We start from the raw sequence: 26,863 nt of genomic DNA on the forward strand, positions 1-26,863 counted from the left end.
GCAATTTCAATTTTTCACCCAGCGGGGCCTCCTTTCCCGCTGTGGTTGGTGGTCCCGCGTCTATCAGGAGACCATTATGGATACCTTACAGTTTTACCCGACCGGGGAACGCACCGCAGCACTCATGTGGTCGAAGTTCAAGCGTTCGGTGCGGCACGTGTGCGATCCTAGTGCGGGGCGCGGCCACCTGCTGCACTACGCCGAGGAGGGGTTCCCGAACCTCACCGATGACGAGATCCCATGGATCGCGGAACTTGACGAGGGGGATGCCTCCGGCAGTCGGTTCCGCGAGTACGCGCGCACGAAGTACAGTGGCATCAGCGAGCGATCGGTGGTGGAGATCGACGTCGCGCATCACCCCCATCTCAAGGAAATGGGTGTGAGCATACTGGGCTACGATTTCCTGGACATACGGTCCCTTGCCACGGTAACCACGCTCATCCTAAATCCGCCATTTCAAGCGGGTTGCGCGCACGTTCTGCATGGCTGGGACTGTCTCGTGGATGGCGAACTCGTTGCGATCATCAATGCGGAGACCATTCGCAATCCTTACAGCCAGGATCGACGGCGCCTCTCGGATTTGATTCAGCGCCACGGTTCGGTGGAGTTCCTAAAAGATCAGTTCGTTCGTGACGTGGAGCGGGTCACAGAGGTTGAGGTCGCCCTGATTCATTTGGACAAGACTCCTCAAAAGTACCTTGAGATCGAGAAGCTACTTGGAGACCTCGCCCGGTGTCCTGAAGGACCGGGGGAGGTAGATCCCGACGTGTGCAATGCGCTTGCTCTACCCAACAACTTCGCAGGCGATGCCTGCTTTCGTTTCGAGCAGGCCGTCGCTGCCGCGCGTAGGGCAAGCGAAAGCATGGCTGTGGCCGATCACCTTGCGAGGGGGCTCGGCCTCACTTTGGAGGAGATGCAGGCGAAGGGCTTGGGAGGAGACTTCCGCGAGATGGCACTGCCAATTCGTGAAGTGGCCACCGAGGATTTCTGCAAGCGCTACAAAGAACTGAAGAAGCGGGCGTGGGCATCGGTGCTCCGAAGCTCGCTGTTGAGCGACAAGCTCTCGAACCTGGCCAGGAAGAAGTTGGAGGCATCCGCTGCCCACATCTACGACCTGGCCTTCACCGAGGCGAATATTCACGGCCTCTTTCGAGGGGTTGTCGAAGCGATGCCCAACATCTTCGAGGAGATGATGGTCCAGCTCTTTGACACGATCATTGGAAGGAACAACGACAACGTGGTGTTCTACAAGAGCTTCAAGTCCAACGACAAACACCGCATTGGTATGCGCCTGCGCAAGACGCGGTTCATTCTCCCGAGGATGAAGACTTCTTTCAAGACGCTTGACTACGAGGCGCAAGCAATACTCGGGGACATCGACAAGTGCTTTCACTACCTTCATGGCGGGACGGGAGAGTACGACGGGATCGTTGCTTCCCTAAACAAGGGTTTGGCAACTGGCGCGAGCGTTGATACCCGGTATTTCCGCTATCGCTGGTTTGCCGGCGCGCAGACAATTCATGTCTCAGCACGCAACCCCGAGGTCATGGAGAGGCTCAACCGATTCGTCGGAAGGCTTCGCCAGTGGTTACCCGGGGACATGGCTGAGGCGAACGATGACTTCCGAAAACAGTACGAGACGGCCGAGGCCTTGAAGGACGAGTACGAGAAGTCTCTGTCAGCACAGCGGGCGACAACTGGTACCCGCCTTACGTCTCTCATGAGCAGTGAGATCACCTACAGCGCGCTCAGGCAGGCGCAGGGCCGAGAGGAAGATGGCGATTCGATCAAGCTGCAAAGGCTTGCTCAGGCCATGGAGGTTGTTCACGAGAGCCACGGCCTCCAATGCGGCGCGGCGCTGCCCACGGCGGCGCCCCTCGCGGCCCTTGAGATGGGCGGCAACCCGCCGCCCGTTCAGGCCAGCGGTGGAGAACCCGAGCAGCTTTTGCTGCTCGCTGCATAGGTCGCTCCCCGGCTGGGCTGAGTCTCCCTTTTGGTAGACTTTGCCTGGTCGGGCCGCGACAAATAAGGCGGCCAGCACCTCCGGTGCTGGCTTCCTACTGGAACTTCTTTCGAGGTTCCATTGGGAAGCCAAATTGCTGTCTCAGGTTGATCCTGGGCTCATATTCCAAGCTGGGGAATTCAAACAATCAGTATTACTGCTCGTTAGAGCGTCTTTTTCAACCCGGGTGGGCATCGCTGCCCACGGGCCGGTGCACATCCAACATTCTGGAGATGCACCATGCATTCATACAACCACGCCTTTTTCTGGCGCGTGGACATTTCGAAGGCCAGTCCCTTCATGGGCGAGGCAGTGAGCATCGAGTGGGCTACGTGTTGCCTCAACGTCAACACAAACAACGCGAAGGTGCGCATTCAGCCCGTCGCCGATCCGGTGCTCCGCATCGACTCAGCATTCGATGTGCTGAACACTACCCTTGATACCTGTGGCCACCTCGACGGTGCTTCCGCCCAGCTGGCGACTGCCAGGCTTCGCCTTGAAATTGTTCGGGCGCTTCACGACGCCGCACGCACCGCTACGGCCGAGGCCACGCTGCAAGACCTGATCCCTGAAATTCAGGGTTTCGACCTGCAAACCTTCAACGGGTGGACGGGAGCAGCATGCTCACTGCTCGATGGCAAGTCCCGTGGCACCGCGCTGTGGGACCCTATCTTCGACGGGTACCTGCTCTTGGAGGACGGTTATCTCGTGGCACTCCCCGCGTCTGCTGCGCGCGCTGGACAGGCCAAGATCGTGTGCGGCTCGCTTGAAGATGCCCACCAAGTGGATCTGTCTTCCTGGGATGACGCTCGCGGGACCTGGGACGGTTGCTTGTCGCCTTCGCTGGGACGTGACGTGCTGCTCAACCCGAAGTTGGTTCAGCTGGACCTCGTCCCTGCTGATTGAAAGGGCCCGTGAGGGCTCAGAACAGTGAAGCCGCCTCCCACAAGGAAGCGGTCTTTCCCAAGCCGCCATGCGGGAGGCTTCGGAAAGACTTTGATCGCGATCCTACTGCTTGCGATCGATACGGTAGCTGACCGTGCCGTCCTGGCGATTCAGCAATCACGCGGCGAATGCCGAATTTTCAACCTGCCGGGTGCTTGTGTCCCGGGGGGGGCCGTGCCTGGCGATTTCTTTAAGGAGATGTCATGACACGTGCAACTTTGAACCGTACCGAAGGCTCCACCTCGATGGTTTCGGCGAATCATCAGCTCAGTCTGGTGGTGGACTGCGACGAAAGAGGTGAGTTCCGGGCCCACGTGGATAACGCCATGGGTCGTTCGATCTTCGACTACGACAATCTGGACCCCGAGTCTGGTGCGCCAGATCCGGACGGCCTCTGGCTCATCACGTATGGCTTCATGCGCCACCCGCGCGATACCGCAGGGTTGCTCGACTACCTCCAGTCGATGGGCATTGTTGGTGCGAGCGCGACCTTGGTGGCCAGTTAGATCGCCAGTGCGCCGAGTCCCAGACTTGGCGCGCTTTGTCCCTGCGAAAGGCTCTCCAGACCAGTTGAGCCGCTATTTTTCAACCCCTCGGCGGGCGCTACTGGCCCCTGGTGGGGGAGCGCCTGCCAACCGACCCATTGGAGACAGACAACATGAATGTGAACATTACCGCTGCGGCCGCAAAGCCGCTGACCCCTCGGCAAATGGAGGATGCCTTCCAGGGCTCCCCTCGATCGCAGGTGAAGATCGAGGCGCTCTATGCGTCCCGAGAGGCCATGGTCACTGAACTGGCGCTCAAGGGCCAGATCCTTCCACTCGATATCGCCAACCTTGATCGGTTGGGCCGGGTTCGCGTTGCCAACGACCATTGGCGCATCTGTTCGCCTGAAGCGCGCAAGGCGCTCGCAGCCGACGCGCACCACCAGGTGCGCAGCTGCGCGGCAATATCGTCGGCTCTGTGAGTAACCACGCCATGCTCGACTTCTACTACAGCACCATGCGCGGTGGCAAATCGACTGCGCTGCTACAGCGCCGGCACAACCTGTTGTCGATCGGCAAGAGAGTGCTGGTGTTGACCAGCGCCCTTGATGACCGGTTTGAGGTTGGCAAGGTGACCTCCCGGATGGGGCCTCAGTGCGACGCGCAGGTGTTTCACCGAGAAACCGTCTTTGCCATGAGTGCTGCGTTTGTGAACATCGACGAGGTCATGATCGATGAGGCACAGTTTCTGACATCGGACCAAGTCCAGCAGATCCACCAGAACCTGTGCGCTGGCCAAGACCTGCGTGTGTCGTGCTTCGGGCTGCGGAGTACCTTCCAGGGACGCCCTTTCGAAGGCGCGGCCTGGCTACTCGCCTTGGCAGATGCCTTGCATGAAATCTCGACGCTTTGCGGCTGCGGGAGCAAGGCAACCCTCAACCAGCGCGTCGATGGCTCGGGCATGCCTGTGCGCCAAGGCCCTGAGCTGGAGATTGGTGGGGACACCCGCTATCGCCCGGTGTGCCCCAAGTGCTTCTACGAAGCCTGAGGTGGCGCGACTGGGGGGATCCGCCCGAAAGGGCAGGGTACCCCTGCCACAGCCCCTAGTTCGCCGCTCTGAGCGCCATTGGCGCTCGCTTGGGCGGTCCTAGCGGGCATGCAACAGCGCGTATTGAAGCGCGCGCACCCTGAAACCTTCAAAACACCGCAACGCGGGCACTCTGTAGCCTCCCGGGGCCGGTGCTCGCCATCCTTAGGAGATCACCATGAATCAATCACAACCCCGCAATGTCACGATCCTGGGAGGGATTGCAACTCTTGACGACGGCACCACCGTGGATCTGACTCGCGTGCAAGCCGCCCTGAACGCCGCTTTTTCGGAAACCGGGGATCGGGACTACATGCGCTGCGCAGATGAGTTGGCGAAGATCACTGGCCTGGAGGAGACCGCCTGTGGCTTCCTGCCGGCAGGGGCTGCACCGGCCATGTCGGCGTAGCCGATCACCACCGCACAGGCCCTTAGCCCGTGCTCAAGACTCGTTTCGAAAACCTAGAGCCCAGCTCGTTTCCGTTTGGAACCGGCTGGGCTTTTTGCATTTTATGGGTTTCCGCATCAATTGGGGGACGCCGATACAGGAACGTCTAGCCTGGCTAAATGCTTTGTAAAAAAATCCAGATAGCGACTTTCGTTCTCCACGAAGGCCACCAAATTCTCCTTTGCTCGGGTCAATCCTGTAAATACCATTTCAGGGCTATCATTGTTGTTTACAAGCAAGAAGATCAAGGGAGACTCAAAGCCCTTGAAGCTATGCGTAGAACTAAGCTTCATGACGCCGCTATTGAGATTGAAACCCTTCTTCTTGGAGGCGCTAATTTCCTGATACTTCCTGGAGTATTTTGGATGCTCCGATACCTCTAATGAAGGGAATGTGCAAAGTGTGCGCTCCTTATGTGCATCAGATGTTCTTAGAACATGGTCAAGCTGTTGCAAGATGATTTCTTGCGATGAGATGATAGAAATGTCGTTTGGGTGGATAGAGTGTTCCTTGGCGATCCTAACGATATGAGAAGCAAGCCCTTCCATGTTTTGTCTATCAAACGCAGTGTAAGCTTGAATGCCAATGTTTGTAAGACTCAATTGAAAAGACTCGTCTACATCAACCTCATAATCTTGATCCAGGAATGCGTTTTGAAATGATTCAACCAAGGGGATGATCGGGGATTCTAAAGTGTAGCGATAGCTCTTAGTCAGTTTTATCCATGGGCCAAAGCCTTCCACTACCTTGGAGCGCCGCTCTCCATCTAATGCTCGTTTGTAGATATTCTGCTTTTCATCTCCGAAAAGCAGCATCTCCCCATCTTCAGTGAGGAAGTTCGAGCGAATCATTTTGATCCACTCGGGCTTGTAATCTTGAATTTCGTCTATCAGAATGGTGTCATAAACCGTCTTGATTGCTCTGCCTTCAAAGACAGTTTGATTGCTGTAGTAGGTCGCTTCCAAGTACTGATCACGCTCAGCAGCAATACGCCTTGCGGTAGAAGAGTCTTTGCCGTCGTATTGCAGGTGTTGTGGAATGACGACATTGATCTCCGAGTTATTTAATGCGACGGTGATGAACCGGTGGTAGTTGCTAATATCAAACGCGGACCAAGGGAAGTCCTCGCGCACGGCACTAATCTTGTCGTGGATATAGCTGCCTAGAGTGATGTTGAAGGTCAAGATCAACACCCTGCCACCGTGGCGCTTGTGCGCATTCACCGCTCTTCCCGCTAGAACCACCGTCTTGCCTGATCCTGCGAGGCCGCAAATCTTTGCGCGGGCTTCGCCCTTGCTTTGGATCAGTTTGGCTTGTTTCTCCGAGTAGGTGGGCGGCTTTCCTTCACTGGCGTAGTGATAGGGTGGGTTGAGAAGCCGCTTGAACTCGATGTAGACCGACTCTTCGAAGAGACTGTCTTTGGCAGCAATGGGGAAGGCAATCTTTTTCAGCTTGTCCCGATACAGTGACAAAGAAAGATCGCGTTCAAACATGCGTTTGCCACGCTCAATCCATTCGCGCTTCTTTTCGTACGCATCGAAATTACTGGGTTCGGCTTTGAGCCGTTGCGCATTCTCGCGAGATTCCTCGTGAAGCCGATCTAAGTGTGGCTGATATAGACGGTCAAGAGCCGTCTTGCTGCCGTTATGAAAGTAAACGTAGGTTTTAATGATTCTAAAAAATTTATCACTTTTCAGGCTTTTTTCTAATAGTCCGTTTACGTGGATTTCAAAGAAGTTTTTCTTGTAACGGTAGACCTGTTGAAATGGCGAATAAATTTCTTGCGATCTGGTGGATAAGCTAGCGGACCACTTGTTATTGTTGTCTATGCTATAGAGGCCTAGATCCCAGTCTTTGACCTCAATAATGATGACCCCCATTCTGGGGGACATGACTACGATATCTGGTTTATCCCCGTTAAAGCAGGGCTGGGAGTACACCTCAACTTGATCGTCAAAGTGGGACCTTAAGAATTCCAGTAGGAAGATTTCACCGGCAGTGGGTTTTTGTTTGGCAGCTTTGGCGGCTTCTAAATCTGGGATGAGCACTGCCATAGATCTTTTCTTTCTTCGGTGCTTTGGGTTTCAGGGTCAAAGCGATAGTTCACAATGTCCCCATTGATCAGCATGTTGGATTCGGTACAGTTCTCAAAGATACAGCCGATCCGGGCATTGGTGGCTTTTGAAGCTTGTATGGGGCATGTAATTGCTTAACTATCGGCGCCTCTCTCAATTAATCAGAAACGCACGCACAAGGAATGCTCAAAGGACATTTCTGCGAGCTTGTTCTTTATCGCGACTTTCATTGATATTTTTTTGTTTAAACTTTTTATCTTTTTCTATGGCATCTAGAGAGTTGTAGCGAACCTCAATCATAAGCTCCCTAGGCGCTGGCTGGTAAGTTTTTTGAGTGTACACAATAACATTTCCATTGCTGGTCTGGAATTCAAGTCCGTTCATCCCGCCACTTTCAATCGGTCCGTTCTTCTTGTATTTTGTTGCCAAATCGGACACCACAGTAGCGTATTGTTCGTCTCCTCCGAAAATAGATAGAGAACCATAGGTTACGGGTGCATCCCCCCCACCATCACATGAAACGTAGAACAAGCTGGCACCTGGATAACCAGCTGGGATTAACTGAGCAGAGGCCGGAATGGAATCCAGTCTGAGTAATTTGTTGGAGGTCGGTTTTAGCGCACTAGCCGCTTGCCGACAGGTGGTTTTGCCAATCTCTACTCCGAATGGTGCTGCACTTGAGAGGCTGCTAGATTCTGGTCGGACAGTCTGCGCCTGGAGGGGGCATAGGCTTCCGGAAATTAGACAAGACATGATTCCAAGCCTTTTAACTAAATGTATATTCATTCCCAAATGCTCTAACGTGATGTGTTCAGCAATATACCAGCAAGTTGGGATGGCGCCTTTAATCCTCTTTGCATCCATTGTCGCGAAGGCGAACGCGAATGCCCGTTTCCGGCCGAATTCTGCCGCACAAGCTCATGGCTTACGAGCCAACACGCGCTGAGGGCTGAGTTCAAGCAACCAACATTTCGAACGGATTCGAGTCTCTTAAACCGAGGTCAATGTATTTACCCGTTAACTCATCTGGGTCCCCACAAGCGCAAAAAAACGCTCTCTGAAAGTCGCAAAACACTCACTGAGGATCGTCCGTGACGACCCGTCAGACAGGGCGTGCCCCACCAGCAATGGCAAATGCGCTTGCTCGAACCTCCTCAAGAAATACCGTTCTTTCCCACTAGCTAGTTGAGCCTTGCACTGTAGAACCGAAGCCCGGCACCTCCTTGGGGCAATGCAGCTTAAGCCAAGGCTGTTATGAAGGTTTGGCTAACCGTTTGGGATGTGGTACCGCTCAGGACCGTTGCGGCTCCGTGACGCCTCGGGCTTCTGAACAGAAGCGCCCAAACGAAGTGGAAACTGTCCCGCCAGGCTAAATCTGGGGCACAATGCCTGCCGTGGACCCAAGGCGGTCGGATGGCATTGCAAGGCCAACCGGCTAGTACCCTCGGATCCTCCTAGCAGCCGCATGGCTGTGGTGAGCGGTAGCTGGCCGTGCCTTTGTGCGAAACAGCATCACAGGCCTGCGGCCTCCACCTTCGGTGGTTCCGGCTCCCACCAGGGCGAAGATCGGATCTTCACGCGTGAGGCGCTTGCCAGAACGACGTCCTAACACTCCACCATTGAACCCGGACCACAGTAGGGTCGGCAATCAGTAGGTCGCGCGCGCCTCCGGCACGTCCGCCTGTTGAATTGGATCGGGTGCACGGGGGCGATGAGGACGGGAACAGTCGCATCGCACTACAACGAGCCGCGAGACGTGGCTCAACGGCCTACCGGGCCTCGTGGCCAGAGGCCGAGCCGCCTTTTGGTGAGGTCCGACTGGCACATAGTGTTCGAATGCTCCGAAGGCCTGCAGGTGTGAAGTTCCACTTCGCAGGCAACCACCAACGAATTGCATCCGAGCCTCAACACGAGGCTCGGTTGCTTTCCAAAGCGTCGCCACTGGGCGTTCTGGAAAGTAAAGCTTTGAGCCCCTGCGTACTGCGGACTGTTTGATACGGCAGCTGGCCGTGCCCCCCCAACGGGAGGGCGACTCAGCGTTCATCCGGCTCTTGCCGATCTCAACCCTGGCGGGCCTCGTTGCCCAAGGGCAGGTGCTCGCCGTTCCACGAGGAATGAAATGCCCCCCAACCCAGTAAAGCCAAAAGTCTTTGTCAGTGCGTCCTCGGTGCAGGTCGGCGATACGCTGTGCTTCGCCAATCCACCGCAGGATGTCGTTGTCGAGGAGATCAGCCACGCTCGCAGCGATGGCTCCGTAGGCTTCCATGCCAATGACGGCACGTGGAGTAGCTTCTACAAGCCTCTGGACCGCCTACGCGTGCGGCGTGCGCCGCCCTGTCAGGTAGCTCCTTCGGCCCTTTAGCAGCGGGCAACGTTGGCGCCGGCAAACGTCATTTTGCCGCGAGGAGAATTCGAACGCCAGCCCACCGCAAGACGCGGGCGGCTGCAACGGTGCTGGCCGACGCCCAGTCCGGGTACCAGCGATTCAACGGCAACTCGCCGAAACCAACCCTGACGGGCGACCACGCCCCAAGGGCGCAGGTGCCTGTCGATCTCATAGGAGAAAGACATGGAAAGATTCAACAAGCACAACTCGGAATCGGTCATCGCAGCCGCTCGCGTGGCAATGCAGGTTCTTGAGGGAATCCGGGCCACCCACCCCGATCTGGTAGCGGACAACATGCCGGCCAACTGGGGCATGAACCGCCTGCGCTCCGCACTGCCCGTTGCCGAAACTGCGGCACGGGGTGCGCCCAGCGCCATCACTGCGCCGGTACGGCAGTTCGTGTACATCCTCGCGGAGTTCTTCTGGGACGACGACAGTTACGGTGAGGACCTGCCAGTCGCAGTGCTCTATCGGGTTGGAGCCCAAACAGTGAGAACCATCGACGAAGTCGCGGGGCTCGTTACCTCAGGGATGCTCGCAGAAGCCTCCGTTGCAATCCCCGATTGCGACAAGGCTTGGCTCAGCAAAGTCGCTTTCACCAGCGAGAACAAACTGGCGGAAGTGCCGGGTTTCTTTGACCCACATAGCGACTGGGTGGTCTACCTTGGCGACGTGGCCGATATGGAGGTTGACGACCAGCGTGCAACATATGCCGAAGCGTGCGAGATCTACACGCCGCGCATTGAGCGCGAGGGCGGCCACTCAGCTGTTGACCTACGCCCTGACGCAGACTTGGGCCTTACCTGGGTCGCTGCAGGCAGAACTTCGGGCTGGCAACTGGGGGGCTATCTCCAGGCCTGGCATCAGCTGCGGGAGCAAATCACTAACGCACTGATGTGAAGCGCCACGAGATGCACTGTGGGCTGGTAGCTTCACCCATTCGGCCCGAGCTGAGGCGGGCAAACCCCCTTTCATAAACCCCTGTCGGGCACCTGCCGCCCCTGGGGTGCGTTGCTCGACTCTTCAAGGAGATTGACATGAGCAACGCAAACCAACAAGGCCTGACTTGTGACGTCGATAAGACCTCACCATTGGGTTACGGATCGAAAGAAGACCCACTGGGCATCGAGGAAGCAAGGGCGAAGATCGGCGACGACTTCACTCACTTCGCTGCACTCGTTGCCTCGCAAGTACAGCTTCCAGCTGGTCATTCGTTTCGCAACGACTGTCCTGCCCTGGGTGTTAGGCATAACCTGAGCTGGTGGAATGGCTGTGCAGTTCGCTCCGCTGATTCCGGCTTGGGGGTCCATGCTGGCCCTCAGGTAGTGGATGCGGCCGACGAGTACCAGCTGATGATCGAGGCGCGGTTCTTTCACCCTGAGCTTCATTTCCGGGAAAAGGGCCGCACGGCTCGGGTCACGCGGAGATACAACCCCGGCTATGGCGCAGCGCTTTGGGTAGACCAAGGGCGCCCGTTCTGGGGCATGAACAAGTCACTGATCGAGGGAGAGCGGTTCTTGTCCCGGGTGAGCTCGGTAGAAGTCCTGGCTGAGGAGGTTGTCCGCCGCCTCAATGCAGCGATTTCATTGCGCATGGTTCGGGGAGCGTCGAAGCCAGCATTGGCTACTGCAGCTTTCGGGAGGGCGCGATGAATGAATGGGTAGCCACGAGGGAAGACCAAGTGGGCGGTCACGTTGCGCTCGCTGTGGTGCCGTATCACCCACGCTGGGGCATCTCCGAGGCAGTGAGGATCCAGCACAACCCTCGGGCGATGTGTTTGCACTGTGATGACGGGGGGCCACGCCATTTCGTTGCCTTCGGGGGACGTGACGGCGCCACGGCCATCGTGGATCAACTGCTCGGACCCTTGCTACCAAGATATCTCGCTGGCATCGCCAAATAGAGCATTCCAAGCGTTGGTGGAACCCAGCAATGCTGGTGGACCTGCCGCATGCGCCGGGGTGCTAAATCATTCCACGGTTTAGTGGATTTCGCGGACCCCTGCGTGCAGCGAAAACAAAGAGGGCCTGAGGACCCCTGCGGGGGGCTTCAGTGCTTCCCTGAGCGCCTCCGTAGTGGGCGCTCAGGAAAGCGATTTCACGTCACAGCCTAGCGCTGTGGATTGATGCGGTAGCTGACCGCGCCTTTGGCGATACAGCATTCAACGGCGAAAGCCATTTTCAACCCTGACGGGCGCCGCATGCCCCACAGGGTCTAGGTGTCCGTCGCTTCTCTGGAGAACGGACGATATGAGCAAGAAACAAGGTGGCAAGGCCCATGCTGCTAGCTGCCCAAACTGCAGCAGGGAGGTCGAGGACGATAAAGACACGGGGTGTGTGCTGGCGGCTCTGGTACAGGTGATTCGCGATCGCGAGGAGCTGACCGAGGAGCAGGTCCTCGCGATCCATGCATCGTGCGACGCAGACGCTCTGTGGGAGGCGTTGGCCCCGGTGATAGACCAGCTCCAAGCTGGTGGGTTCGCCTGGAACACACCTCACGGCGAAGCCAGCGTTTCCGACCAACCCACTCCATCTATCGATCCCTTGCCCGCGTCGCAACTCCCCATGGAGTTGGAGTGGACCATGGGTGATGACGGGCCAGAACTTGGTGTGAGCGCCCATGGCTACTTCGTTGTGAAGCCCCACCTCGATGTAGGGCTGATGAACAAGGTGGACCCGATGGAGTGTTGGGGGATCAGCCCCACGCTGGCGAAGTTGATCGACGACCTCAATTCGGCTCTGCCCGAGGCCCTGGAAGACGCCATCAACGCAGGATGCCTGCGCCTGCAACAGGCGGCGGGTATCCGTGATGGGGGCTACGCCGGCATCTACTTCAGCGACGCCGCCAAGCGGGTCCCAGTGTCTGAGGTCCTCGCGGAATACATCGTTCGCGACGTCAACACTACCCGCGAATAGCAAGACCCAACAGCAATGCTGCGGTAGGTCAACAACCAACCCATGACGGGCACCCGCTGCCCATTGTGGCCGGGCACCCGTCTTCTTACCAAAAGAGGAAACGGAAATATGAGCAAGCGCAAGGACCAGGCAGAACAGGCGGACAAGGCCTTCGCTGACTACGACTTCGGAAGTAGCGTCGAGGTGACGGACACGTCTGGCTGGGAGTACACCACCCCCGGCGATGAGCGGAAGCGAAAGGTTTTCGTGGAAACTGAGCGTGAAGACGACGGGCCGGCACCTCGCTCGGTGCTGACCTTCACCGTCCGATTTGACCCCGAATCGGGCTCTTTGGTCGAGGCGACCGCCATCGACGGGAACGGGCAGGTCTGGGGAGCGATGTCTGATCGAGCCGCTATCCCGCAAACGAATGGGGGTTCCGCACCATGTCCCGAGATCGCTGCGAGTGCTATGCGCGAGTACAAGGTACTGGGGGCGCACGAAAACGGCAACTTCTTTGAGATTCGCGTCGAAGCGACTGATCCAGTGCACGCATTTGGCGCGGCAGCGCTGAGGTTGCAAGCGGCCGATGGTGAGGGGGATCCGGAGTTTCACGTGGCGCTTCTCGCGGACGTTCGTTACGAACTGCCCGGTGATTCAGTGGTTTCTATGACGACGGTGCTCGACGCTGAACAGGCAGAGGTGTTTGGAATCGGACCTCAAAGACCATCGAACCAGCGGGCGGTTGAAGCGGTATGCCAATATGGGCATAATTCCCGATGATTCACCCGCCCCGCAAACCCATCAAATGGGTGGGTTCATCAAAGAAGGATCTCAAGGCGATGCCCGAGGACGTTCAAGACGTTTTTGGGTTCGCTCTAGGGCTGGCCCAGTCTGGGCTGAAGCACGATGCGGCCAAGCCGCTGAAGGGCTTTGGCTCGGCCGGTGTATTGGAGGTCGTGGAGTGCGATGAAGGTGGCACCTATCGCGCCGTGTACACGGTGCGGCTGGCCCATTGGATCTATGTTCTGCACTGCTTCCAGAAGAAATCGACCAAAGGCGTCGAAACACCCAAGCCGGATGTTGATCTCATCAGGTCAAGGTTGTTCGACGCGCAGGAAGACCATGTCGCTTGGTCCAAACAAGCAAAAGGAAACTGAAAAATGACTGTCGAAATTGAAGTTGGCAGCACCAACGTGTACGCCGACCTCGGTTACACGGACGCCGCTGGAATGCAGCGGAAGGCCACACTGGCGGCAGAAATCGCACGGGCCATCAAGGCTCGTCGGCTTACCCAGGAAGCCGCAGCCGCCTTGCTTGATATCGATCAGGCGAAGGTGTCTAAGATCACTCGCGGCCAGTTTCGCGGAGTGAGTGAAGCGAAGATGCTTGAGCTAATTGCAAGGCTTGGCCACGATGTCACTATCACCGTGGGCAAGACCAAGCGGCAAGGCTCGGGCAAGATCAAGCTAGCGTTCGCCTAGACCTAAACCCGAACCCCATTCCGAAAGGAGTCGGGGTTCGCTTCGGGCCCTCGATCTACCTATTTTCCCAAGCGCTCGGAATGAGCGTTTTGGAAAGCAGATTCTTCCCTCCAGCATTTTGCTGGTGGATTGATCGGCAGCTGGCCGTGTCATTCTGGCAAATCAGCATTCCAAGGCGAAAGCCATTTTCAACCCTGACGGGCATCTTTGCCCTGGGGGCGAGGGTCCGTCTCTTCTTCGAAGGACGCGGCAAATGACAAAAACTCGGTTCGATACGGAAGCGGAGGCCTGCAGGCACAAGTGCTCGCACCAACTGCACCAAATGTCCGCAGAACCTATAGGGGGCGGCAAGTGGGGTCTGGTCTATCCGATTGAGAGCCACATCACGGTCCATGACGGCGCGCCTGACGGGATGCGACAACATAGTCTCCAATCTGGCATGACCACTCGCAAGGCGTGTAATGTTTCGGGCACGGAGCTGCCAGGAATACCTACGGCGAGTCTGAAGGCCCGTGTGCTCGACACGGTGTATGAGGAGAAGTACCTCCGGGTACTCGACGGGTTCCAGCTATTGGCGGCAGAGCACCTGAAGACCAATGTCGGCATCATCGTCGTCAATGGGGACTTCGGGCGAGGCCACTACCAAGCAGCGATCGCAGAGGCTGAGAGAGCAGGGTTGAAAACCCAGCGATTCTATGTTTATGCGGAGTCCGCGACTTACAGCGGCAGGGACGTTTGCGTAACTCTCTTCGCGGACATCTGGCCTACGGCGTAGGCAGATCAGCAGACAACAGGCACACGCCTATAACCCTCCCGATGGGCACCAGACGCCCGCTGGGCAGGTGTCCGTCTCAACTCTAGGTGAACGGAAAATGATAGTGAACGTGCAAACCAACAAAGGATCGCTCGACCTGGGCGAATCCTTGGAAACTCAGTCGAGCGCTCCAACTGCTCTAGCGGAAGGTGAGACTCGCTGGATCGGAAATTGGGAAGTCAGAAATTTTCACGGCTACTACCAGTCTCGCGAGGGCGGTACTGGGCCGTGGAAGTTTCACATCTCTAGTTTTGATTCGAGTTCAACCGGTCAATGCGGTTATTGCAGCTTGGTATTGGCGGGTGGCGGCCGCCTGGATGTCCCAATCGATGCGAGGGACCAAATCATGGTGCTCGGCGTGAGGTACGGGCGCAAGAACTGGGCCCATTGACCAAGTTGTCTCTCTCGGTTTTCGGCTGAGGGATCTTTCATCACCCTGACGGGCACGAGTTGCCCACAGGGCCGGTGTCCGTCTCTTTCACAAAGGAAACGGTAAATGCAAGGAAACGTGGAGCGTGAAGTAGCAGTGAATCAACTCTCCGACCCCGCGCAAGTCGAGCGCAACGACATGCTTAGAGGAAGGATGCAAGCTGCCATGGCCGACAGGGCTTTTGAGGCCTACAACTTTGGTGAAGGCGTGGTCGTAGTGGGGGTTAGCGACTGGGAATTCTATGCTGCAGGGCACGAGCGAAGTCGTGAGGTGTATGTGGGAATTGAAACTCGTGATAGCAGGAAGAATACATCCACTCGGTTGGGCTTGACGGTACGATTTGACCCTCAAACAGGGGCGTTGGCTAAGGTCTATGCCCAGGACGCACTGGGCTCAATTTTTGGGTGCATGCCACAAGAGCAACTGGAGAAACTGAATGCTGAGCACCAGGTAAGGGTGTCAAATCCTGATGAGCCATTGCCTCGCCAGGCGCGTGGCGCCGCCGCCTATGAACCTACGGTCGAGGACGTGGAAAACGTGCTTCGAAGCAATTCACTCGCGGTGGCGAATGCCAAAGGCAAGTCCTTCGACTCGATGGCGAACGAGATCCATGGTGACCTGGACTTCGACCTGGTAGAACAGGCGGCGCTGACAGGCGACGACCTGGATGAACAAACGGACTACGCGAACGATGAGATCGCTCGCCAACTTCGTGAAAGGGGGATTCTTGAGCCTTTGAAACAGGCTTGTGATTCGCCCAGCCCTGGCATCTGATGCCAGTCCAGCAAATACCCTCAGTCGAAAGACTGGGGGTTTTTTTGGGCGTTGCTTTTAAATATTCCCAGGTGTCGATGAGGCGTACGGCCGGGAACGCTCCCATCAGCGCATAACCAACTTGTAGGCAGCAGTATCCGGGGCATCTTTGAGGTGTCCCACATCCAGTCTTGCCATGATCGCGAGCCGTCAAGGTACCGATGGTCCCCCATGTGTCATGTGGGGGTCACCCTGCAGCACACACGCAGGACACTGGCGCGTGTGGTGTGTCCGTTCAATGCGTGGTCGAATCGTCTATTGCGCATCAATCCTGCCGGCACCGACCACATATTGTTTTTTGCCTGGAGCATCACCGGCGAGCTTGTGCGCATTGACCAGGACTGGGGGGATCAGCACAGGTCGGGTCTGCAGTAGCCCCTTGCCGAATCGCTGATTGAACCGCACGAAACCGCGACGGTAGTGCGGCTTCACACCATGGCGCCCATGAGAGAGGGCCAAACCTTCCCCCACAGCACCAACCGTCTCGGGCCCCACATGGATCGCGTCTACGCTCGAATTGAGTCTTTGGTAGTGCTCCTTGCGCCTCTTCTTGCGGTTGAGTGCCGCAAGTGCCGCAGCCGCCTCGGCGTGCTCGTCCTTGCGCTGCACCCGCGCATCGCGTGAGTTCATGTAGAGCATAACCCCAGCGTACAGGTCCAGAGCTTGTTTTAGCAGCCCGTCTGCAAGGTCCATCTGGCTGTGCAAATCCGCCAGGGTGGACGCATCCCCGACGACCACGTTCAGGGTGGCAACTTCCATCAGGAAAGGGGCTGATCCATCCGCAGGGCCACTGGTGATGAATGTATCTAGCTGCAGGTGCTGAACGCCTGCCTCTTCCCAGCGCTGAGCCAGAACGCCGTCGATCAAGAACGCCTCGTCAAAATCTTCATCGTCGCTCTCATCGGAATAGGCTTGCGTGGGCGCCCGGAACACCAAGTACATCACATCGAATCCACCCTGCAGGAATTGAGAAGGGCAGTCCTCGCCAATATCTGTGTTCTGCAGGATCTCAACGAGCCCTGGAGTTACCTGAACGACAGCCCCGCCAGCCAGCTTGAACTGCGCAGCCAAGGCATGGGCACGCTCCGGGAGTAGCGCACGTTCATATGCGTGCATTGCCCACGGCAGATCGTCTGGACTCCCCCGCCAGAACCGTGCCATGTCGTTCTTCATGAGCGCAATTGGATCGCCAGCGCGGCTAAGGGACTCCTTGAAGGCTTGCCACACCTGAGGCTGATAGTGGCGACCGAGCGATGTCATGACACCATATTTCTCGATGACGAGAATAAAGGGCAGCTTTTCAACGCCCGTAAGGTCGCCATCGACTTCCGGGTCCTCCCAGTCCAGGCTCTGAATCAAGGAAGAGGCGTCGCCAACGCCAGCAACACCGATCTTGACCATGGCACCATCCTGGCCGACCACATGCCCAGGATAGTCGTTGGCGCCAATCGGCGAGGCCAGTTCCGGCATAGCGACGTTCTTGATGCCTTGGGCGCGGCAGAAGTCAGCGATGATTCCAGCGTCTACTTCCAGCGGATTGCCTGAGCGGGGTATTCGCAGCGATTGGACTAGGATGTTCGCACGTGTCCAGATGGATATCAGCAACTGGTCCATGTAGGGAAGGCCATTGGGGACCAGCTTGGTGATCCGCGCTGACGCACCTTCGAGTTGTTCGCCAAGCTGGGATCTCAGGCGCCCTTCCACCACGTTGCTGATCACCTGCTCGTTAACCATGCGGCGGGCAAACTCATTGGCAGCGGTCGCTGAGAGGCACTCGGGATGGATATACGTATCCCCGTCGAATTTGGTTGCGGCCTCGGCCAGCAAACGCGTCATTTCTGGGGCTAGAGCTATATGGTCGAAGCCTGGGCACCAAATCTCCTCGTTGAACAGATCCGCAAGCGGCTCGTTCGTGCCAGTGACCACAGTTCCCCAGAGGATGTGCGCCAGGCTGGAGCTGTCCCCGGTCGAAGCTCGCGCTTGGGCCTCAACGGCCCTGGCCGCAAAATCTCCGACTCCGTAAAGGTGCCCCAGATCTCCCCTACCCACCGCCTCCGTTATCGTGATTCGCATTGGGCCTCCGAACGCGAGAGGGGGCAAGCACATGGGGGCGGGTCCCCAATCAACACCGAACCCACTGGCCTCAGTGGCTTTGCTCCAGAAAGCTTTGGCGATGGCACCTGCGGCCACCAAGTCCGAATCCAACCGCACGAACAGCAGGCAGACCAACCACGCAAGCCCGTGCTGGTATCCCTCCGGAATCCGCGCAGCCAGACTGCCCCCATCAATACGGCTCACCACAACGGCCCGCGTTCCCACAGCGCCCAGATGTCGGGCTATCGTGCGGTCATCGACCCGCTGCAGGCTGTTTTCGATTGCTACAACTCGCGACCAGTCCTTGTGAATTTGCGCGTCAACAATGGCCTCTTTGACCAGCGTGCGCACGTCGCCACCGTTGTTGATCTCGTGCGCCAGCTTCGCTGCCACAGGATTGGAAACATTGGCAGCAAGTCCTTGCGCTCGCGGCGGGCGGTGAGTCATGAAAGCTATCCTTGATGTTGTGGCTGCATTGCGCATGGTACGCAGGAATCGCACCCATGGCCGCCATGGAACGGCCATCAGTGATTCGAAGGTTTTTAGACCTGCCTTGCGAGTGCCCTCGATGTCGAGTCCACATCGTGGGGCATGCGGGTCTCGCCCCAAGCCCTAACCCAAAACATCACGATCAAATGGTGTAAACACGATGCCAATCACACTGCCCCGGCGTGAGACCAGCTTCTTCTATGTCGGAAGCCGTCATAGGTTCAATCATTGGAACGTCTGCCATGCAAGCTCCTAGCTGGGCCGCTTTCACTGAGGATGGAGCGTATGCACGCGTTCGGGGCACGAATTGATGGATCGGCACGCCATAGCGCTGGGACGCCGAATCCTTTGTCAGATCGAAAGAAATCAGCGCGTCGTGCGGAGCATTCACAAGGATCAGCGAAGCGGTGAATGAACTATCCCAGCAGCTGTCGATTACTTCGCTGTGGACTTCTCGCATGCGTATGCGCCATTCGGCTACGCTCAGTTGGGCACTCACACTGGCAAGTCGATATGCCTTTACGGAGTCACCCAAATACTTGCTGCTGGCCCGTTTGAAATCAAGAATTCTGTCAACTTCATTGTTGAATTCCGCAACCATCACCGTGGAGTCTGTCCAGTAGCCTGTCCGTTCCCCGGGATGGCTGCCGAAGATGGCTCTGGTAGCAAGAAATGCTTTGCTTTCACTTCCATCCCAAAGATCAGAAAGGTTTGATTCGAAGGCGAATGCCTCTTCCATGAGTTCATCACTCCAAGGGGCTCCCTGGCCTATCCACGCGGCTTTGAAGAACAAACTGGCTCTCAATGGGTGACAACTGATCGCGCCCTCAATTGCCTCCATTTCGTGATCTACACCACTGATGGCAGGGGGGCGCGACACAACCTGTTCAAAGGTCTTCCAATGCACGCATTCTTCATCGTCATGAATCTCGTCAATGTGGTTGTTAACGGTCACACCGAGTCGGGCCGGCAAAGATTCCTTCTTAAAGTATTCATCCAGTCCCGTTGCATGCTCAGTGATTTGGTGCAGCCGATCTATCTCGCACATCGCGTCAAGGACTCTGGACATTCCTCGCCAACCGCTGAATCCATGACCAATGGCAAGCACTTCGTAGCATTGAGCTAAGGGCTGCTCGGTCACTCGCTTCAGTTGCTTGGCTTGGAAGGCGAAGCGGCCTCGGATAAAGCGCCAAAGCTCCGCAGTGAAATCGAACGTGGAGAGGGTAGGGGTGTCCATCGTGAACTCCATAGGCTTGATGGCACGCCCGCTTGCCGTTGCCCATTGGGTACGGTGGATTGTCTGAATTTTGGGAGAGACGATGCGGCGCGCTTTACCTTTGCGGGCGGGAGGGTTCTCGTCGCGGAACCGGTCAGCATCGTACTTCAAGCCGTTTTCGCATGCAAGACTCTTCTGCGTTGTGGCGTCAGTGCAGTCATCGGTCCGTACGATATTCCTCGATGTCGAGGCTCCATGCGGCCTGGACTACGGAAATCGCCGCTCCAATCCGCTCATGACCAACTTGGAGGCAGCAGTATCCGAGGCACCTTCGAGGTGTCCCACATCCAGTCAGGCCATGATCGTGAGCCGTCCAGATACCTGTTCTCCCCCATGTGTAGGGCGCCAGAGGCGATGCCGGCACCGAAATTCGCTAGAGGAAGCCTCAGGAAGGGCTTAGAGCGATCAGCGGGGTAGACGATCACCCTCTGCCCGCTCTCATCACCTACAGGCCCATCAAGGGGGATGCAGGGCATGTCATCCATGACCTGGTGCAATGCGGCTTCTGGGGGCAGACCTAGTTCCACAAGGTGCCGCGTCTTGCTTCTCGCCAATGCCTCAAGGTGCGAACTGCGCACCAGCCACACGACTGAAACGCCGCTGGCCCTGTAGCGCGCGGTCCTGCTTAAGTATGCGTCCCAGTGCTGTTGGGCCAATTGCACCTCGACAGCAAGAGGCCCGCGTGTCGTCTGCACCAAAACGTCTGCCTGCCATTCCTCGCCCGATGGTGTCGCGCCAGGCTGCTCGACCCTGGCTTGGTGGCCAGCGGCCCGCATCCCGAGCACCAGTTTGATCTTGGCGATTTGGTGCTCGATGGATTCGGGGGCTGTATCCCCGGCCATGCCTGATGCAGCTGCAAAGAACTGGAGACCACGCACGCTGCGCTTGAGAATGGCCGGTATGCGGTGGCGGCCGATGACAAAAGTGCCTATAGGCAGCTTGCGCCATTTAGCCCAGACATCCGAGGTGGTGGTGAACGACTCGACTTCCAGGCCTGTCGCCGCGACGGTTGCGATGAGAGTCATGCGGTGATTGTCTTCCTGCAGGCCACGTAGAGGTAGAGTGTATTGCTCGGAAACGGCGCTTGAAGTGCGTAGATCTGGCCAAGTGGCGTTCGCCTGGATTTACGTGGCGAATGACTCGCATGGAACGGGCACGTCCCCCATCACCAAAGCACTTGGTGTCAATTGCAAAAACCAGATGCACTTGACCACCGAGTCCGCTGCCTTTGTCGTAGCAGCACAGCCAACCATCACAGCATGAGGTTATCGACAGGGCTCTGTTCCTTGTTGCCAGCTCCTAACAGTCTCACTATGATTAGTGCTTCGGTCCAGGAGACCGAAGCGGACTTAGGGGCCGTTGCGCTGGCGTGCAGAATCTTGACGAGAACCCCAAAGAATTGCTTCCCCACACCCTCTCCACGATTCATCCTCCCTCGTGGTGATAGCCAGCGTCACCGCGATAACCAGGAAGAATCGCATGGCTATCCCCGCTTTCGTCTTTTCGTCTGGAAACCTGCCCAAGCTCAAAGCCAAGCAGCTCTCGAAGGCATTCCCCCATCTCAAACTTTCGGCCGCACAAGAAGCGACAGCTCGGGCCTTGGGCTATTCATCGTGGTTTGAATGCTCGCAACGTGGGCTGCTAGGCCAGCCGAGCCCCTCCGATCAGGAAGCAGGGTTGACTGTGCGTGTGGCCAGGTACTGCCACCAGGCAGGTGTGCTCATGAAGATCGGCATCACGCCAAGCGAGGCTGATCGCTGGGTGCGCACATGGGGACTGACTGGTCAATCGACCTTGGCCCCTGAATACGGGCGCCCAAGGTACTGTGTTTGGAACGAAGCACTTGAGCGATTTGAGCGCGGTGAAATTGACGAGTCCCTTCTTCTAGAAGAGTTCGGCGAGCAGTGCTACTCAAAGTATCCCGAAATTGATCGCCCCCAGCGAGTCTGTCCGGGGGTCATCTTAGGCCCCATGGGAAAGTACCCGCACTATGTCGTTGACCCCGCAATAGGCGCGCAGATTCCAATCTATCTGCGCGGTCCCCATAGCAACTTTCACTACGAAGATGATGGCGACGTGTTGGCGATGTGCGTTCCTGGCTTCCCGGCGGGCAAAGCAATGGAAAAGATTTTCCCCAGGCTCAATCGCATTCAACATGAATGGCACTTTGGAACCAAGCATCCAGAAGCAAGCGATAAGTCCATCTCCAAACTGGTTGCAGCAGCAATGGCGCGCCCTGATGAACTCATGGTGGTATCCCAACGCTGGATGCCTACGCCAGGTGGGGAATACGACCACAGTCGATATGCATTGGCTTGCCTTCGAGGATCTGATTTCGCGGCATTCTTAAATACAAAAGGGGTCATTGATCCATCGTCCGTCATCTGGTTTCGCGACGTGGAACTGTCCAGGCACTTCGAAGAATGGAGCGATTGGTTGGATGGCTTTGTGTGGGGACCAGAGCTTCCGCCGTTGCCTGTGTTCGAGGGGGCAAGGAAACACCAACCCAGCGTTCCACTGTATAGCTATCCCTTCATGAAAGCTCCCATGTCGGGAGATGAGTATGGCGGGAATTCAGAGCATCATTGTCTGCTCCCTCTGGATGAAGACTACGACGATGAGTACGCGACTGATGAAGCCGATTTCGTTGGTGAAGTGAATGGTTGAAAGCAAGACCCCTGTTCAAGGGTTTGGTGAGGCTGCAGAGGCAGATGTTCTCCACCAGATACCTGAAGACGAGCGAGTATGGTTCGCCGACCGTGAGAGGTTGGGATGGGTGTTCTGCGTGGGCTTGTCGCGCTACGCGTCGGAGAGGTCTGGGCGAAAGACTGGGGCTATGTTTAGACTGGTCACGCCGGCAACTGGAAAGCCAAACTTCGAGTGCCGGTTGCAGTGCTCGGTGGGCTCCAAGTCTGTGACACTGACCTCAGGGCCATGTGGATCTTCACGCGAAGCTTTCGAGCGCGCTATGGGCCAAGCAGCGGGGCTTCCGTTTCATGATGAATTGAACTGGCAGGAGGCACTTCGTGAAAAGGTGCCTTTCGATGGCATGAGGGCTCCTAAGTTTGTGAACTCGGTTGCAATCGGCATGCCTGCAATCGTCTGTTCTCTGCACTGGGGCAATAGGGAGCACTCTCGTGAAGTGCATTCAAGCAGCCATGTCAGTCGCGTGGATGCCTTCAACGACGCTATTGAACTAGCACTGGCCATGGGCCCTGCGCCCGCAGCGTCCCTGGCATCAGTTAAGCAAGTGCCCAGTGCCCGACCCATTGCTTGGGTTTCTGCTGTTCGATCTCAAACGGGAGATCGGCTAGGTGGAGCCCAGGTGTCCGTGGACTTTCTTGCCGCTGGAGCCGATGTGATTTGCCGAATCGGTTGGGGTAATGCGTCACGTCGCAGTGTTCAGTCCCAGCCAAAGGCGACCCGCGTGGTAGCGTTCGATCAAGCCATGTTGCTCTTGAAGCGCACATTGGTCGAGTCTACAAATCAAGATCCGCCCGTGGTTGTCCCACGACCAAAGTCGGGACCCATGGGGGCGCAGGACAGAGCATTGCTCTCTGAGGCGAAGGAGCGCTGGGGCGTTGAGCGCGCCTGGTTGATGAGGCTTCACAATCCTTCCACTGCGCAGATCCAGCGGCTCCATGACTTGAACACATTTCAGGTTTTGCTTGACAGCTTGCGGTGCTACGAAATTGATCGCGGGGCTCGCGATGTAGCGTTGGGCCGCATCACCAGGGAGCTGCAGCGCATTCATGGTGAACAGACCGATTCGGCAAAGCGTATTCGGTTCGCTTCCAGTTTGCGAGCGCTACTTGGAAAGCGTTTTGCTGAGGCTGGAGAGGCGGTTACCTTGACGCCATCTTTCGCCAACCAGGTCATGTCTCGGGGGTATCCACCAGGCATTGTTATTCAGGAGCTTGTGAAAGAGCAGTTGCTGAGACGGACGCCTACGGGCACTTTGTCAGTGTCAACGCTCGGGGCGAATCTACTTGAACGCCACATCGGTATAGACGTGAACCCCGGAAGCGTCGGGTCGAGTTTGCCGCAGGGAGTCATGAGGATGCTCCTGGAACTCAAGGACGCAAAAGCCGAGGGCGCAGCGTGGATATAGAACACCCTTGAAGTGGCCCCGGAAAGAAGCGGGTCACGGGTAACCCTTTCCGACTTTCCTTGATGTGGCATCAGTGCTCGCGCAGCAGGTAGTCTGGATACCGCTGGACTGCTAAACTCAATGTAATTCGTTCATAACTAACAATTGCAAGAGTGTCAAAACCCCCAGTTATTGAGGACAAGCAGATTGAGCATCTGCTGAAAGCGACTGCGGCGTACAGCCGTGTTCCGCTTCGCGACATTGCTTTGCTTCTGACCCTCTACGGCACGGCTCTGTCGGTCACTGAGCTGGCCACCATCTCAGTGGCCGACTACCTGGATGCCGTGGGCAATGTGCGCGTCACGAGCGCGGTGCGCGTCGATGTGGCGCACAACGGCGAAGAGCGGCCCCTTTTTTGGTCGAATAAACGTGTTGTGACAGCACTTGATGCGTACCTCGCCTGGCGCGTGGAGCACAAGCACGGAGTCACGGTGAAGGAGGGGGCCTACCGAGGCCTTGATCCCGAAAGCGCTTTGTTTCTCACCGAAGGCGGTGGAGCCTATGCGCTGACCAAGCGAAGGCTCCCTTCGGGCGTCTGGAGCTATTCGTGCAACACATTGGGTGCTTACATCTCGCGCCTGCATGCGAATGCCGGGATCGAAGGCGGTAGCGCCCAGTCCGCCCGCCGCACCTTCGCAGTCAAGCAGCATCGTCAGGGGCGTGATCTGGTGCACATCGCTGCCATCCTGGGGCACAAGAGTGTGAGCACCACCAAGCGGCTGGTGGAGGGCGATCCCGTGCGATTGGCGGACATTGTTGCGAGGGCTGTGTGATGGAGCAGCAGACTTTTCTTCGAGAAGCCATGGCGGAGCTCGGGCTCACCCGTGATGGGTTTAGTGCGCGCCTCGGTTGCTCGCGGAGAGCCATTGACAAGTGGCTGCTTCCACAAGAGTCGAGCGATTTTCGTCGGATGGATGAAGCCACCTGGAACTTGGTTGCCCAGGTGCTTATTCATGATCGTCTGCTCCAGGTCGCTGGGCTTGCGGACACACACAAGGCATCTTTACATATCCCCAATGGGGATATAAAATTCTCGATATCGCGCCGTCCAGCGCCCGACTCAAGAGGTGACCCAATGACATCCCCGTTCCTGAACGAAGCTGCTGACGCTGCTACCAGTGTTCTGATCCGCGCTGCGGCGCAAATTCAAAAACTATACCCGGATGACACCCCAGAGCAGATCAACGCTGGTGTCCAGCGTGCCGCTACCGACATCAACAACGACGCGCGACTGGTGCTGTCGGTTGAGGCTGTCGTCAGCCGTTACCCCCGCGTGCGTCCTGCGGCTGTAGCACGCATGTTGGTCGATACCTATCGCACCAGCAATCCAACCTACGGTCTTGTTGTGCCAACTGGTGTCGATCCTTTGAGCCTCGTAGGCTCAGCGGGAACGGCTGTTGCCAAGTTGGCGCCCCTGCAAGTTTCATCTCAAGCGGTAGCGTTGGACTCTGCCTTCAAGGGTGCATTGCTGGAACACTTGAAGAAACAGATTGCGGCAGACGGCGCGGGTCTCGTCAAGACCGAGGTGCATTTCGAAGAGATCGGCTGATCAATCACCCGAGGAAAAAGCAAGTATGGACGTGACCGACAAGGAGCTTGTGCTGCTCAAGGCGACCAACAATAGCCATCGAAACGGCATTCCGCAGCCCGAACGCCTTCGCCTCGACGCGGAGTCCCTGATAGCGCGAGGGCTCGTCGCGGACGGCAAAGCGGGCCTCTACGTGCCTGACGAGGTGAAGTTGAAGTTACTTGCCGCTGGTCAGTCAGTCGGCAGATAGGAAACCATGCGAATCACGAGCAAAAGTATCTGCGCAAAGCTGGCACTTCTGACTCAAAAGATCGGACTTGAGCGAGCGTCATGGTACTTTGCGCGCCAAGCCGGCTTCTTCGAAATGTGATTTGAAGGAAAAAGATGACCGAACAAGAATTCGATCAGCATCCATTCATCCTTACCGTTGGGAGGATGCTGTCCGTGTATCCAAAGATGACTGAAGATGAGCAGAAGGCACTTGCCGAGTGGGAACAGTCGAACTTGGGGGCTGGCGGCAAGGGCACCTCGGACTGGCCTGGCTGGAGTGCTGTCTGCGCCAGGCTGTCTCATTAAGCAGCATAGGAAAACAAAATGTCTTCCCCACCTCCAGCAATAGCTGTTGGTCAATGGATCACTATTGGCCGTTCCACGCCTGGCTACGTGTTTCAGGTCAATAGTGACGGATCGCTAGAAGTCGGGTACTACCAAAACCGACTCAAGGCAATAAAAGAGACTGTGGTTTGGAAGGAAGAAAGTTGGGGCTTCAAATTCCAAGGGCCAAATGGCTCATACCTTCGTGGTGCGGATGAGGCGCTTGTGAAACGCGGTCCACGCTGACGCCCACAGAACATCTAGGAAAGCATACATGGCCCGCGTTGGCCATGTCTAGGCTCCAGCGCCAAGGTCTGCACCTTGGCATTGCAGCTTGAACAAGGACACAGCAATGGCGCGTATTTCTGGACCGTATGAAGGCTTCTACATCGCCGCGAGAGCGCAACAGATCGAAAGCGGATGGATGGGTGAGGCGAGAGTGTTCTCAGAACGCCCTACCACTTTCGATGACCAATCGTCTGTGGCGAAGTTGGGTGGAGACCACAGCAATTCGCCAAGTGAGTTGGATGCGGTTGAGAACGCCGAACGGGTTGCCCGGGATTGGATCATGACTAACCAACGGCTGTATGTGCAATTTGAGTTGGCGAGATCAGTCTATGCCTGGCACCAAGTTCTGTTGGTTACCACGGCCCACATGGATCGTCGCTTCGTTGCACAGAAAATTGAAGAGGCAACAGTCAAGTTTGTCGAGAATGGTGGTGTCGCAAAGACCGGGGTTGGCCCCTTAGGTGACAAAGGCCCGGTACTTGAAACCAGTGACGGCAATGAGGTCCCGTACTCAGCTGGAAGTACGCTGGCTGTTCATTACGGCCAGATATTGCGCTCGCGATAGGTGGACATTCTCAAAG

General features: G+C 56.9%; 26 protein-coding genes. 21 read left to right on the forward strand and 5 right to left on the reverse strand.

Annotated elements, in window-relative coordinates; translation table 11 throughout:
• The first annotated feature begins 76 nt into the window (after positions 1-76).
• The 6 genes from KW835_RS13820 (at position 77) to KW835_RS13845 (ending at position 4,928) form a co-directional block, all read left to right on the forward strand.
• Positions 77-1,963 carry a DUF4942 domain-containing protein gene (locus tag KW835_RS13820; protein ID WP_218383273.1) on the forward strand — a complete coding sequence of 629 codons (1,887 nt, stop codon included), beginning with the start codon at positions 77-79 and terminating at the stop codon, positions 1,961-1,963.
• Positions 1,964-2,242: 279 nt separating this feature from the next.
• Entirely contained in the window at positions 2,243-2,908 is a 666-nt protein-coding gene (locus KW835_RS13825; RefSeq protein WP_218383274.1) for a hypothetical protein, read from the forward strand.
• 242 nt (positions 2,909-3,150) lie between these two features.
• Positions 3,151-3,453: a hypothetical protein gene (locus tag KW835_RS13830; RefSeq protein WP_218383275.1), complete on the forward strand. Its 303-nt coding sequence runs from the start codon at positions 3,151-3,153 to the stop codon at positions 3,451-3,453.
• Between the two features lie 158 nt (positions 3,454-3,611).
• On the forward strand, positions 3,612-3,914 hold the full coding sequence (locus KW835_RS13835) for a hypothetical protein (RefSeq protein WP_218383277.1): 303 nt from the start codon (positions 3,612-3,614) through the stop codon (positions 3,912-3,914).
• 11 nt (positions 3,915-3,925) lie between these two features.
• Positions 3,926-4,480: a thymidine kinase gene (locus KW835_RS13840; protein ID WP_218383279.1), complete on the forward strand. Its 555-nt coding sequence runs from the start codon at positions 3,926-3,928 to the stop codon at positions 4,478-4,480.
• Positions 4,481-4,697: 217 nt separating this feature from the next.
• The gene (locus KW835_RS13845; protein ID WP_218383280.1) at positions 4,698-4,928 is read left to right on the forward strand and encodes a hypothetical protein; all 231 of its coding nucleotides are present in this window, start codon (positions 4,698-4,700) and stop codon (positions 4,926-4,928) included.
• A 116-nt stretch (positions 4,929-5,044) separates the two neighbouring features.
• Here KW835_RS13845 and KW835_RS13850 read toward each other — a convergent pair whose 3' ends face one another.
• On the reverse strand, positions 5,045-7,021 hold the full coding sequence (locus KW835_RS13850; protein ID WP_218383282.1) for a nuclease-related domain-containing DEAD/DEAH box helicase: 1,977 nt from the start codon (positions 7,019-7,021) through the stop codon (positions 5,045-5,047).
• Between the two features lie 207 nt (positions 7,022-7,228).
• The gene (locus KW835_RS13855; protein ID WP_218383283.1) at positions 7,229-7,906 is read right to left on the reverse strand and encodes a hypothetical protein; all 678 of its coding nucleotides are present in this window, start codon (positions 7,904-7,906) and stop codon (positions 7,229-7,231) included.
• Positions 7,907-9,611: 1,705 nt separating this feature from the next.
• Between KW835_RS13855 and KW835_RS13860 the strand changes: the two genes are divergently transcribed.
• From KW835_RS13860 to KW835_RS13900, 9 genes are all read left to right on the forward strand, one after another.
• A complete protein-coding gene (locus KW835_RS13860) occupies positions 9,612-10,328 on the forward strand; it encodes a hypothetical protein (RefSeq protein ID WP_218383285.1) in 717 nt (238 codons plus the stop codon).
• A gap of 137 nt (positions 10,329-10,465) precedes the next feature.
• Complete coding sequence (locus tag KW835_RS13865; RefSeq protein ID WP_218383287.1) at positions 10,466-11,080, forward strand: hypothetical protein; 615 nt, start codon at positions 10,466-10,468, stop codon at positions 11,078-11,080.
• Positions 11,081-11,677: 597 nt separating this feature from the next.
• Positions 11,678-12,343: a hypothetical protein gene (locus tag KW835_RS13870; RefSeq protein ID WP_218383292.1), complete on the forward strand. Its 666-nt coding sequence runs from the start codon at positions 11,678-11,680 to the stop codon at positions 12,341-12,343.
• A gap of 108 nt (positions 12,344-12,451) precedes the next feature.
• Complete coding sequence (locus KW835_RS13875) at positions 12,452-13,105, forward strand: hypothetical protein (RefSeq protein WP_218383293.1); 654 nt, start codon at positions 12,452-12,454, stop codon at positions 13,103-13,105.
• Positions 13,102-13,482, forward strand: coding sequence for a type II toxin-antitoxin system RelE/ParE family toxin (locus tag KW835_RS13880; RefSeq protein WP_218383294.1), 381 nt, complete (start codon positions 13,102-13,104; stop codon positions 13,480-13,482). The genes KW835_RS13875 and KW835_RS13880 overlap by 4 nt, the downstream gene beginning before the upstream one ends.
• A gap of 3 nt (positions 13,483-13,485) precedes the next feature.
• Complete coding sequence (locus KW835_RS13885; protein WP_218383295.1) at positions 13,486-13,806, forward strand: helix-turn-helix domain-containing protein; 321 nt, start codon at positions 13,486-13,488, stop codon at positions 13,804-13,806.
• Positions 13,807-14,128: 322 nt separating this feature from the next.
• Positions 14,129-14,581, forward strand: coding sequence for a hypothetical protein (locus KW835_RS13890; RefSeq protein ID WP_218383296.1), 453 nt, complete (start codon positions 14,129-14,131; stop codon positions 14,579-14,581).
• 109 nt (positions 14,582-14,690) lie between these two features.
• The gene (locus KW835_RS13895; protein ID WP_218383297.1) at positions 14,691-15,011 is read left to right on the forward strand and encodes a hypothetical protein; all 321 of its coding nucleotides are present in this window, start codon (positions 14,691-14,693) and stop codon (positions 15,009-15,011) included.
• Between the two features lie 105 nt (positions 15,012-15,116).
• Positions 15,117-15,824: a hypothetical protein gene (locus KW835_RS13900; RefSeq protein WP_218383298.1), complete on the forward strand. Its 708-nt coding sequence runs from the start codon at positions 15,117-15,119 to the stop codon at positions 15,822-15,824.
• 294 nt (positions 15,825-16,118) lie between these two features.
• On the opposite strand, the gene KW835_RS13905 is transcribed toward KW835_RS13900, so the two are convergent.
• From KW835_RS13905 to KW835_RS13915, 3 genes are all read right to left on the reverse strand, one after another.
• Entirely contained in the window at positions 16,119-18,404 is a 2,286-nt protein-coding gene (locus KW835_RS13905; protein ID WP_218383304.1) for a hypothetical protein, read from the reverse strand.
• A 184-nt stretch (positions 18,405-18,588) separates the two neighbouring features.
• Entirely contained in the window at positions 18,589-19,833 is a 1,245-nt protein-coding gene (locus KW835_RS13910; RefSeq protein WP_218383306.1) for a hypothetical protein, read from the reverse strand.
• A gap of 122 nt (positions 19,834-19,955) precedes the next feature.
• A complete protein-coding gene (locus KW835_RS13915; RefSeq protein WP_218383308.1) occupies positions 19,956-20,747 on the reverse strand; it encodes a hypothetical protein in 792 nt (263 codons plus the stop codon).
• 454 nt (positions 20,748-21,201) lie between these two features.
• On the opposite strand from KW835_RS13915, the gene KW835_RS13920 reads away from it, so the two are divergent.
• The 6 genes from KW835_RS13920 to KW835_RS13945 all read left to right on the forward strand — a co-directional run bounded on the left by KW835_RS13920 (position 21,202) and on the right by KW835_RS13945 (position 26,847).
• Positions 21,202-22,389 (forward strand): hypothetical protein, encoded by a 1,188-nt coding sequence (locus tag KW835_RS13920; protein WP_218383309.1) that lies wholly within the window; start codon positions 21,202-21,204, stop codon positions 22,387-22,389.
• 1,596 nt (positions 22,390-23,985) lie between these two features.
• Positions 23,986-24,645, forward strand: a complete 660-nt coding sequence (locus KW835_RS13925; protein ID WP_218383311.1) for a site-specific integrase — start codon at positions 23,986-23,988, stop codon at positions 24,643-24,645.
• Positions 24,645-25,421, forward strand: a complete 777-nt coding sequence (locus KW835_RS13930) for a hypothetical protein (protein WP_218383313.1) — start codon at positions 24,645-24,647, stop codon at positions 25,419-25,421. The genes KW835_RS13925 and KW835_RS13930 overlap by 1 nt, the downstream gene beginning before the upstream one ends.
• Positions 25,422-25,446: 25 nt before the next feature.
• Positions 25,447-25,650 carry a hypothetical protein gene (locus KW835_RS13935; protein WP_218383315.1) on the forward strand — a complete coding sequence of 68 codons (204 nt, stop codon included), beginning with the start codon at positions 25,447-25,449 and terminating at the stop codon, positions 25,648-25,650.
• 134 nt (positions 25,651-25,784) lie between these two features.
• Entirely contained in the window at positions 25,785-25,976 is a 192-nt protein-coding gene (locus KW835_RS13940; RefSeq protein WP_218383317.1) for a hypothetical protein, read from the forward strand.
• A 370-nt stretch (positions 25,977-26,346) separates the two neighbouring features.
• Positions 26,347-26,847 carry a hypothetical protein gene (locus tag KW835_RS13945; protein WP_121944294.1) on the forward strand — a complete coding sequence of 167 codons (501 nt, stop codon included), beginning with the start codon at positions 26,347-26,349 and terminating at the stop codon, positions 26,845-26,847.
• The last annotated feature ends 16 nt before the right edge of the window (positions 26,848-26,863 follow it).

It is taken from the genome of Acidovorax sp. sic0104, assembly GCF_019219095.1.
Taxonomy (GTDB): Bacteria; Pseudomonadota; Gammaproteobacteria; order Burkholderiales; family Burkholderiaceae_C; genus Acidovorax.

What these genes read in the sequence shown, in the direction of transcription:
- KW835_RS13820 (WP_218383273.1), top strand. Translation starts at nt 77, where the DNA reads ATGGATACCTTACAGTTTTACCCGACCGGGGAACGCACCGCAGCACTC.
- KW835_RS13825 (WP_218383274.1), top strand. Translation starts at nt 2,243, where the DNA reads ATGCATTCATACAACCACGCCTTTTTCTGGCGCGTGGACATTTCGAAG.
- KW835_RS13830 (WP_218383275.1), top strand. Translation starts at nt 3,151, where the DNA reads ATGACACGTGCAACTTTGAACCGTACCGAAGGCTCCACCTCGATGGTT.
- KW835_RS13840 (WP_218383279.1), top strand. Translation starts at nt 3,926, where the DNA reads ATGCTCGACTTCTACTACAGCACCATGCGCGGTGGCAAATCGACTGCG.
- KW835_RS13845 (WP_218383280.1), top strand. Translation starts at nt 4,698, where the DNA reads ATGAATCAATCACAACCCCGCAATGTCACGATCCTGGGAGGGATTGCA.
- KW835_RS13850 (WP_218383282.1), bottom strand. Translation starts at nt 7,021, where the DNA reads ATGGCAGTGCTCATCCCAGATTTAGAAGCCGCCAAAGCTGCCAAACAA.
- KW835_RS13855 (WP_218383283.1), bottom strand. Translation starts at nt 7,906, where the DNA reads ATGGATGCAAAGAGGATTAAAGGCGCCATCCCAACTTGCTGGTATATT.
- KW835_RS13860 (WP_218383285.1), top strand. Translation starts at nt 9,612, where the DNA reads ATGGAAAGATTCAACAAGCACAACTCGGAATCGGTCATCGCAGCCGCT.
- KW835_RS13865 (WP_218383287.1), top strand. Translation starts at nt 10,466, where the DNA reads ATGAGCAACGCAAACCAACAAGGCCTGACTTGTGACGTCGATAAGACC.
- KW835_RS13870 (WP_218383292.1), top strand. Translation starts at nt 11,678, where the DNA reads ATGAGCAAGAAACAAGGTGGCAAGGCCCATGCTGCTAGCTGCCCAAAC.
- KW835_RS13875 (WP_218383293.1), top strand. Translation starts at nt 12,452, where the DNA reads ATGAGCAAGCGCAAGGACCAGGCAGAACAGGCGGACAAGGCCTTCGCT.
- KW835_RS13880 (WP_218383294.1), top strand. Translation starts at nt 13,102, where the DNA reads ATGATTCACCCGCCCCGCAAACCCATCAAATGGGTGGGTTCATCAAAG.
- KW835_RS13885 (WP_218383295.1), top strand. Translation starts at nt 13,486, where the DNA reads ATGACTGTCGAAATTGAAGTTGGCAGCACCAACGTGTACGCCGACCTC.
- KW835_RS13890 (WP_218383296.1), top strand. Translation starts at nt 14,129, where the DNA reads ATGTCCGCAGAACCTATAGGGGGCGGCAAGTGGGGTCTGGTCTATCCG.
- KW835_RS13900 (WP_218383298.1), top strand. Translation starts at nt 15,117, where the DNA reads ATGCAAGGAAACGTGGAGCGTGAAGTAGCAGTGAATCAACTCTCCGAC.
- KW835_RS13905 (WP_218383304.1), bottom strand. Translation starts at nt 18,404, where the DNA reads ATGACTCACCGCCCGCCGCGAGCGCAAGGACTTGCTGCCAATGTTTCC.
- KW835_RS13915 (WP_218383308.1), bottom strand. Translation starts at nt 20,747, where the DNA reads ATGACTCTCATCGCAACCGTCGCGGCGACAGGCCTGGAAGTCGAGTCG.
- KW835_RS13920 (WP_218383309.1), top strand. Translation starts at nt 21,202, where the DNA reads ATGGCTATCCCCGCTTTCGTCTTTTCGTCTGGAAACCTGCCCAAGCTC.
- KW835_RS13930 (WP_218383313.1), top strand. Translation starts at nt 24,645, where the DNA reads ATGGAGCAGCAGACTTTTCTTCGAGAAGCCATGGCGGAGCTCGGGCTC.
- KW835_RS13935 (WP_218383315.1), top strand. Translation starts at nt 25,447, where the DNA reads ATGGACGTGACCGACAAGGAGCTTGTGCTGCTCAAGGCGACCAACAAT.
- KW835_RS13940 (WP_218383317.1), top strand. Translation starts at nt 25,785, where the DNA reads ATGACCGAACAAGAATTCGATCAGCATCCATTCATCCTTACCGTTGGG.
- KW835_RS13945 (WP_121944294.1), top strand. Translation starts at nt 26,347, where the DNA reads ATGGCGCGTATTTCTGGACCGTATGAAGGCTTCTACATCGCCGCGAGA.